The organism is Aeromicrobium sp., from assembly GCF_014378035.1.
GTDB lineage: Bacteria > Actinomycetota > Actinomycetes > Propionibacteriales > Nocardioidaceae > Aeromicrobium.
Map to the genome: position 1 here is coordinate 1 of NZ_JACMOM010000095.1, position 7863 is coordinate 7863.

Sequence of the window (7863 nt, forward strand, 5' to 3'; positions counted from 1 at the left end):
CAAGGAAACCGCAGACGAGCTCGGGCTGGTCTTTCAGCGCGTCGACACGCCCGGTTCCCACCCGGCATTCGTCGAGATGGTGCGCGAGCTGCTGCTCGAACGCGCTGCCGTCGAGAGGGGTGAGCAGGTCGAGAGGCCGTGCCTCGGTGAGCTGCCGGCGTCGCACGACGTCTGCCCCATCGACTGCTGCCTCAATGCGCGGTCAGCACTGCCCACGATCTCGTGAGCGCCGCTGCAGGTGAAGAGCTGCTCGACCTCGCGCGGACAGTCGGCCTGGAGGCCGCCGAGCTCGTGCGGAGCACCCGACCAGTCGGACGGGTCGATGTCGCCGCGACGAAGTCCAGCCCGACCGATGTCGTCACCGAGATCGACAAGGCCTGCGAGCGGCTCATCCGTGACCGGCTCCTCGCAGAGCGGCCGCACGACGGCTTCATGGGCGAGGAGAGCGACGAGCTCGTCGGCTCTTCGGGCGTCGACTGGATCGTCGACCCGATCGACGGCACCGTCAACTTCATCCACGGCATTCCCGCCTACGCAGTGTCGATCGGTGTTCGGCACGACGGCCGGATGCTTGCTGGCTACGTCGTCAACATCGCAACGGGCGAGGAATGGGGAGCTGTCCTCGGTTCAGGAGCGTGGCGCTATGTGGGCGATGACCGCGTCGTGCTGCTTGCGCCGGAGGCCGCCCCGCTGGCGCGGGCCGTCGTCGCGTCGGGGTTCCACTACGTCCGCGAGATCCGTGCCAAGCAGGCTGCGGCCATGGCGGCCTTCCTCCCGCAGGTTGCAGACATTCGCCGCACCGGGTCTGCGGCGCTCAACCTCTGCGCACTCGCGGAGGGCCAGTTCGACATGTACTTCGAAGAGGGTCTGCACCTCTGGGACCAGGCGGCGGGAGGTCTCGTAGCGACCGAGTCGGGGCTCGTGGTGACAGGGCTCGACGGCGAGCCGGACGAGCGCATGGTGATGGCTGCCCATCCCGCGATGGCGGAGGAATATTTTGCTCTCGTACGCGCTTGTGGGTTCTGAGTGTGATTGCCACAGGTACGTGTGGCACAATCACGCCGGTTGTTCCGCACAAAGGGAGATTTAATGGCTACCGATTACGACGCACCGCGCAAGACCGAAGAAGAGCAGTCCGAGGACAGCATCGAAGAGCTCAAGGCGCGTCGGCACGAGAAGAACTCAGGCAAGGTCGACGAGGACGAGACCGAGGCTGCTGAGTCGTTCGAGCTGCCCGGAGCCGACCTGTCCCACGAGGAGCTCGCGGTTCAGGTCGTACCCAAGCAGCTCGACGAGTTCACCTGCTCGTCGTGCTTCCTGGTGCACCACCGCAGTCAGCTCGCGTCAGAGAAGAAGGGCGTGTTCATCTGCCGCGACTGCGCCTACTGACCTTCTTGGTCGATGTCTTGGATGGAGCCGGTCCTGCAGGTGCCGGCTCCTTGCCATTGGCGGAGGAGCCGTCCGCAGACCGCTTGAGCCGAGGAGAGGCGTCCAGCGCCTTCATGCCGGGCGGAAGGTTGCCAGTCGACTTGACCCAGTACGCTGCTGTCCAGCGGCGCACGATGACCTTCACGAGCTCGATGAGCCCGCCACCGACCATGGCCCAGGCGACAGCCTCACCCGTGCTGACCTCGGGGTGCCTCCCACTCGTGGGCGGCTTCTTGCCGGTGGCCACTCTCCACGCAGTGGCAGAGACGCGCTGCGCCAGAAGACCCGCGACGACTGACGACCCGCGGTCCATCAGCCGCCAGGCACCCTTGCCACCGGGTTTCCTGGGTGCCGGGACGTCGTGGGGCCCTGACTGCTTCGCGCGCTTACGCTTCTTTGCCACGTGTGGCCTCTCCGGTCGTGTCCAGCGCCGGTGAGGTTTGCGGCGCTGCTCCATTCTGGCCCAACGCGGTATCGACGCGCGGCGTAGGATCCATGCCCAGCGCAACGGCGAGGGCGTCGGGGTGCCGGCTCGACACCAACCAGTAGGGGACAGGGTCCCGTTCGTCCGTCACACCCACGACGACACCACGGTCCACATAGGGCCGGGTCACGAGATAGGCACGGGCGTCGGCGCCGACGCCAAGTCGGTGGCGGTAATCGACGCGGTTGAGCTGCTCGACCGCGCCGAGGTGTTCCGCCGCGAGCGAGGCGCGCCCGACCGTCAGGCCGTCGGGCTTGACCTCGATGAGCAGAGACCCGTAGCGGGACACGGCGAAGAAACCAGCCGCGGCCACGAGCAAGGTCGTCACGACGGCGATCTGCCACGTCGTCACGACGAGCATGATCCACCCCCACACGAGGCCGAACGTTGCGGCCGCGATCCACCAGGAGACCGGGGCGGTGAGTCGTTCGCGATAAGGGGTCACGGTTCAACCTTGCCTCATGTCTGCTCGTCGCGGGGCGCAGGTAGGGTCGCTGACATGGTCGAGGTGTTGATCGTGCGACTCGATGCGCACGTCCCGCTCCCGGCCTACGCACACCCCGGAGACGCCGGAGCAGACCTTGTCTCCACGGTCGAGGTCGAGCTGGCTCCCGGCGAGCGGGTGCTGGTGCCCACCGGAGTCGCCGTGGCCCTGCCCGACGGGATGGCCGCGTTCGTCCATCCCCGTTCCGGCCTCGCCCTTCGTCACGGGCTCTCGATCGTCAACGCGCCCGGCACGATCGATGCCGGCTATCGCGGCGAGATCAAGGTGCTGCTGGTCAATCTCGACCAGCACAAGAACGTCCGCATCGCCCGCGGCGACCGCATAGCGCAGCTGGTCATCCAGCGCGTCGAGCATGTCTCGTTCACCGAGGTCGAGGCGTTGCCCCTCTCCGTGCGGGGCGATGGGGGCTACGGTTCTACCGGTGGCCATGCGGCCGCCGACGTCGATGGGGAGAGAAGCTGATGGCACGCCTGCGCAAGAAGGACCGTCCCGAAGAAGTTCCCGCCGACGTCGTTCACGTGGTCGAGGGCGTGCGCCACCAGGGACCGTGGGATGCGTCGGAGCGGTCGATGGACGATGACGCTGCCTACGTCGACCTCGGTGCGCTCCGCGTTCGCGGACGGGAGGGGTTCGAGATCCAGATGCCCACCGACGGCGAGAACGACGAGATCGGCTCGGTCGTGTTCGTCGCCGAGGACGCTGCCGTCGAGCTTCGTGCTTTCGCCGCGACGCGGTCCGGCGGGCTGTGGGACGAGGTGCGCGACGACCTGATCATCGAGGTCGAGCGGCTCGGGGGGGAGTGTGAGCAGATCGACGGACTGTTCGGTCCCGAGCTGCACGTGAAGGTCCCGGTCGAGCTCCCCGAGGGAGAGGGCGGTTTTCAGCCGAGCCGCATCGTCGGGATCGAAGGTCCGCGCTGGCTGTTGCGAGCGACGTTCCTCGGTGACGCCGGGCTCAACCCGGTCGACGAGGGACTCCTCATGGACGCCCTTCGCGACGTCATCGTGGTCCGCGGCAACGAGGCCCGAATCCCGCGCGAGGCACTGCTGCTCACCCTCCCCGAGAACGCTGCCACGGCGTCGGACGAGGAGTAGAATCGTCGTCATGACAGGTCTCATCAGCAGGGCACTCGAGCGGCTGTCCTCGGAGAACCAAGAGGCGCGCGAGCTCGAGCGGGGCTCGGCCAGCGCTGGCTGCCGGCCCATCGTCTCCCAGACCGACCGATCCGTCTGCACGATCCACGGTGTCCTGCGTTCAGTCACGCTCCGCCCAGTCGACGGAGTCACGGCGCTCGAGGCCGAGCTCTACGACGGATCGGCCAGTGTGACGCTGATCTGGCTGGGCCGTCGCAAGATCGAGGGCGTGTCCGCAGGACGTCAGCTCAAGGCCTACGGCCGCATCGGCATGCGCGGCGGGCAGCGCGTCATCTACAACCCCCGCTACGAACTCGAGGCATGAGCACCTCGTACGACACCGTCGAGCAGCTCGTCCGGGCCCAGCTGGCCAAAGCGCTCGGTGGCCGTCGAGGCATCGTCGAGAGCGCTGTGCCCACAGCACTGTTCACGGTGTGCTGGATCATCTCGCACGATCTTCGCCTCGCGCTCATCGTCAGTGTCTCGGCAACTCTGGTGCTGCTCGTCGTGCGGCTCCTGCAGCGCTCGACGGTGCAGTTCGTGCTCAACGCGCTGTTTGGCATCGGGCTCGGCGCGGTGTTTGCGGCACGGGCCGCAAGTTCCAGCGGTGCCACCGCCGATGATGTCGCTCGCGCCTACTTCACACCCGGAATTCTCTACAACGGTGGTTACGCAGCGGTGTTCATCGTGTCGATCCTCATCGGCTGGCCCGTCATCGGCTTCATGATCGGCAGCGTCACCGGTGACGCGACCAGCTGGCACGACGACAAGCCGCTCGTGAAGGTCTGCTCCCGCATGACGTGGCTCCTCGCGGCTCCGTGCATCGTGCGGGTCGCTGTTCAGGTGCCGCTGTGGCTCGACCACCAGATCGCCTTGCTCGGTGTGTCCAAGCTCGTGCTCGGTTGGCCACTGCAGCTCGCCGCTCTTGCCGTCATGGCATGGCTGCTTGGCCGCGACCGCACACCGCTCGAGCCGGACCCCGTCTAGATTTCTCCAGGATCACGGAGGTGCGATGGGTACTTATGGCCCTCATGTGGCTATGCTTGTCTCAGTTGCACGACGTTGGGCCGTACGAATGAATGAAGTTCCTTTCGGGGTGTCTAGTTCTTCTCGCAGGTTGAATGTGTGTCGCGACAGTCACTCGCGAAAGTCGTGGGTGACAACTCGCCAATGAGGAGTAAGACATGGCTACAGGAACCGTCAAGTGGTTCAACGCTGACAAGGGCTTTGGATTCATCGCCCCCGACGACGGCAGCGAAGACGTTTTTGCGCACTTCAGCGCCATCGCGTCGAGCGGTTACCGCTCGCTCGATGAGAACCAGAAGGTCGAGTTTGACGTCGAGCAGGGCCAGAAGGGCCTGCAGGCGACGAACATTCGTCCCCTCTGATCTGATCTGATCAAGAGAAAGACCCCCGAGCCTGTGGCTCGGGGGTCTTTCTCTGTCTCCGCCCAGGCTGACCCGCCGTGTGTGCCGCGCAGGCCAACGTGGGGCGTGATCAGTGCTTGGGAGAGAGAAGCTCGCCCAGGCGGTCTTCCGCCTCGGCTGGCGTGACGAAGAGCAGCTCGTCCCCGGCCTCGAGCGAACGGTCGTCGTCGGGCCTCTCGATGGCGTTGTCGCGCAGGATCGCCACCAGCACGACGTCGTCGGGCCACGGCACCTCGCCGACGCGGCGCCCGATGAACGGTGAGTCCTCGGGCATCGTGAGCTCGACAAGCGTGGTGTTGCTCTGCCTGAACGTGAACAGCCGCACGAGGTCACCGACAGTGACGGCTTCCTCCACCAGCGCCGACATCAGTCGTGGTGTGGACACAGAAACGTCAACACCCCACGACTCGCTGAACAACCACTCGTTGCTCGGGTGGTTGACCCGGCCCACGGTGCGTGGCACGGCGAACTCGGTCTTGGCGAGCAGGGACGTGACGAGGTTGACCTTGTCGTCGCCGGTGGCGGAGATGACCACGTCGCACGACTCGAGCTGGGCCTCCTCAAGGGATGACAGCTCGCACGAGTCGGCCAGCAGCCACTGTGCCTTGGGCACCAGGTCAGCCCGGATCGACGCAGGTGACTTGTCGATCAGCAGGACCGAATGGCCGTTGTCGATGAGCTCCTGTGCCACCGATCGGCCTACCGCGCCGGCTCCGGCAATCACGACGCGCATCAGTCGACCTCCGGCCCGGCGTCAATAACTGCATGGACTGCTTCAGCGCTGTCCTCGCGCATGAACAGGCTCAAGTAGTCGCCCTCCTGGATGACGGTGTCCGGCTGTGCGATGTGGCCGGAGCCGAGGCGGGTGAGGTAGGCGACGCGGACGCCGGCGGCCTCCTCGAGCTGGACGATCTTGTGACCGATCCAGGTGAAGGGCGCATAGACGAAGTCGAGGCGCACGTCGCCGGACTGGTCGCGCCAGGCCGGTTCGGTGCCGGCCGGGACGAGCCGACGGAGCACCTGGTCGGCGGCCCACGGCACGGTGGCGACGGTGGGGACGCCGAGCCGCTCGTAGACCTCGGCGCGACCCGGGTCGTAGATGCGCGCGACGACATTGTTGATCTTGAACTGCTCGCGGGCGACGCGAGCCGAGATGATGTTGGAGTTGTCGCCGCTGGAGACGGCGGCGAAGGCGTCGGCCCGCTCGATGCCAGCCTTGACCAGCACGTCCCGGTCGAAACCCAGGCCCGTGACGGTGATGCCGCTGAACGCGGGACCGAGGCGTCTGAACGCGTCGGGGTTCGAGTCGATGACCGCGGTGGTATGTCCGCGCTCCTCGAGACTGCGGGTCAGTGTCGAGCCGACTCGTCCGCAGCCCATGATCACAATATGCACGCAGGCGACGCTACACCGATCTGGGCGGCTCGCCCGCACAAGGGGATCCCCGGCTAACATCGTCTCTCGTGGGTATCACCGAGGTCGCCAAACGAGCACTGGTCGGTCGCAAGCTCCGCAGCACCCAGCTCGGCGAGACACTGCTCCCCAAACGGATAGCGCTCCCGGTGTTCGCCAGCGATGCATTGTCGTCGGTGGCGTACGCACCTGACGAGATCTTCCTGACCCTCTCGCTCGGTGGGCTTTCCGCGTACGCGTTCAACTGGAAGATCGGTCTCGCCGTCGCTCTGGTTCTCCTCACGGTGGTGCTGTCCTACCGGCAGAACGTCCACGCCTACCCCAGCGGCGGAGGCGACTACGAGGTCGCGACGGTCAACCTCGGCCCCACCGCAGGCCTGACGGTCGGCAGCGCACTGCTGGTCGACTACGTGCTCACCGTCGCGGTCTCGATCTCCTCGGGCGTCCAGAACGCGAGCTCCGCGCTGCCATGGCTCCAGGGTCACGAGGCAACGGCCGCGTCGATCCTTGTCGTCCTGCTGATGGCGGCGAACTTGCGGGGGACGAAGGAGTCGGGCAAGGCGTTCGCGGTGCCCACCTATCTGTTCATGGTCGCGATTCTGTTGATGGGGGTGTGGGGCTATGCCCGTTACCTCTTCGGCGACCTGCCCGACACCCCCAGTGCCGCCTATGACATCGCACCCGAAGGACAGTTCGAGCAGGGGTTCACGGGGTTGGCGATGGTGTTCCTGCTGGCTCGCGCGTTCTCGTCCGGCTGCGCGGCACTGACCGGCGTCGAGGCCATCAGCAACGGCGTCCCGGCCTTCAAGAAGCCCAAGAGCAAGAACGCCGCAACGACCCTTCTGCTGCTGGGCATCCTGTCGATCGTGATGCTGATGAGCATCGTCGTGCTGGCCGACCTGATGCACCTGCGCTATGTCGAGGATCCTGCTCGACAGCTGCTGCTCAACGGCCAGCCGGTCGGTGCGGGCTACGAGCAGGACACCGTGATCGCACAGCTTGCCGGGACGCTCTACAGCAACTTCATGCCACTGTTCTACTTCACGATCGCCTGCACCGGCATCATCCTGATCCTTGCGGCGAACACGGCCTTCAACGGCTTCCCGGTGCTCGGATCGATCTTGGCGCGTGACGGCTTCCTACCGCGTCAGCTCGACACCCGCGGTGACCGTCTGACCTTCAGCAACGGCATCATCGTGCTCGCGCTGGCTGCCATCTTCCTGATCCAGGCGTTCGACGCCGAGGTCACCCGACTGATCCAGCTCTACATCGTCGGCGTCTTCGTGTCGTTCAACCTCAGCCAGCTCGGCATGATCCGACATTGGAACCGGCACCTGCTGACCGAGACCGACCCGGCGGCCCGCTCGCGGATGAAGAGGTCGCGGATCGTGAACGCGGTGGGCCTGGCCATGACCGCGACAGTGCTTGTCATCGTGCTCGTGACCAAGTTCCTCGCCGGCGCCTGGATCGCGA

At 66.1% G+C, this 7863-nt stretch carries 12 protein-coding genes and 1 pseudogene; 9 read left to right on the forward strand and 4 right to left on the reverse strand.

The genetic code is table 11. The features are described 5' to 3' along the window. The 3 genes and pseudogenes from H7290_RS05120 to H7290_RS05130 all read left to right on the forward strand — a co-directional run. Window positions 1-226 (forward strand): annotated as a pseudogene (locus tag H7290_RS05120) (ferrochelatase); the annotation flags it as partial. Then, entirely contained in the window at window positions 223-1026 is an 804-nt protein-coding gene (locus H7290_RS05125; protein WP_290512940.1) for an inositol monophosphatase family protein, read from the forward strand. The pseudogene H7290_RS05120 and the gene H7290_RS05125, both read left to right, overlap by 4 nt. A 63-nt stretch (window positions 1027-1089) precedes the next feature. Beyond that, window positions 1090-1389, forward strand: coding sequence for a DUF4193 domain-containing protein (locus tag H7290_RS05130; RefSeq protein ID WP_290512941.1), 300 nt, complete (start codon window positions 1090-1092; stop codon window positions 1387-1389). On the opposite strand, the gene H7290_RS05135 is transcribed toward H7290_RS05130, so the two are convergent. After that, window positions 1364-1831 carry a DUF4235 domain-containing protein gene (locus H7290_RS05135; RefSeq protein ID WP_290512942.1) on the reverse strand — a complete coding sequence of 156 codons (468 nt, stop codon included), beginning with the start codon at window positions 1829-1831 and terminating at the stop codon, window positions 1364-1366. The genes H7290_RS05130 and H7290_RS05135 overlap by 26 nt on opposite strands. Continuing rightward, complete coding sequence (locus tag H7290_RS05140) at window positions 1815-2357, reverse strand: DUF3093 domain-containing protein (protein ID WP_290512943.1); 543 nt, start codon at window positions 2355-2357, stop codon at window positions 1815-1817. Before H7290_RS05140 ends, H7290_RS05135 begins: the two co-directional genes overlap by 17 nt. Before the next feature lie 54 nt (window positions 2358-2411). Between H7290_RS05140 and dut the strand changes: the two genes are divergently transcribed. From dut to H7290_RS05165, 5 genes are all read left to right on the forward strand, one after another. Further along, entirely contained in the window at window positions 2412-2879 is a 468-nt protein-coding gene (gene dut, locus H7290_RS05145; RefSeq protein WP_290512944.1) for a dUTP diphosphatase, read from the forward strand. Continuing rightward, entirely contained in the window at window positions 2879-3511 is a 633-nt protein-coding gene (locus H7290_RS05150) for a DUF3710 domain-containing protein (RefSeq protein ID WP_290512945.1), read from the forward strand. Before dut ends, H7290_RS05150 begins: the two co-directional genes overlap by 1 nt. Before the next feature lie 10 nt (window positions 3512-3521). Continuing rightward, complete coding sequence (locus H7290_RS05155; RefSeq protein WP_290512946.1) at window positions 3522-3875, forward strand: OB-fold nucleic acid binding domain-containing protein; 354 nt, start codon at window positions 3522-3524, stop codon at window positions 3873-3875. Beyond that, window positions 3872-4537, forward strand: coding sequence for a DUF3159 domain-containing protein (locus tag H7290_RS05160; protein WP_290512947.1), 666 nt, complete (start codon window positions 3872-3874; stop codon window positions 4535-4537). Before H7290_RS05155 ends, H7290_RS05160 begins: the two co-directional genes overlap by 4 nt. A gap of 197 nt (window positions 4538-4734) precedes the next feature. After that, complete coding sequence (locus tag H7290_RS05165; protein ID WP_056605450.1) at window positions 4735-4938, forward strand: cold-shock protein; 204 nt, start codon at window positions 4735-4737, stop codon at window positions 4936-4938. A 109-nt stretch (window positions 4939-5047) separates the two neighbouring features. Here H7290_RS05165 and H7290_RS05170 read toward each other — a convergent pair whose 3' ends face one another. Together H7290_RS05170 and H7290_RS05175 are read right to left on the reverse strand one after the other, a co-directional pair. Next, a complete protein-coding gene (locus H7290_RS05170; protein ID WP_290512948.1) occupies window positions 5048-5710 on the reverse strand; it encodes a TrkA family potassium uptake protein in 663 nt (220 codons plus the stop codon). After that, window positions 5710-6372 carry a TrkA family potassium uptake protein gene (locus tag H7290_RS05175; protein WP_290512949.1) on the reverse strand — a complete coding sequence of 221 codons (663 nt, stop codon included), beginning with the start codon at window positions 6370-6372 and terminating at the stop codon, window positions 5710-5712. The genes H7290_RS05170 and H7290_RS05175 overlap by 1 nt, the downstream gene beginning before the upstream one ends. Before the next feature lie 68 nt (window positions 6373-6440). Between H7290_RS05175 and H7290_RS05180 the strand changes: the two genes are divergently transcribed. Then, window positions 6441-7863 (forward strand): APC family permease (locus H7290_RS05180; RefSeq protein ID WP_290512950.1); only part of this gene is annotated, 1423 nt, incomplete at its 3' end.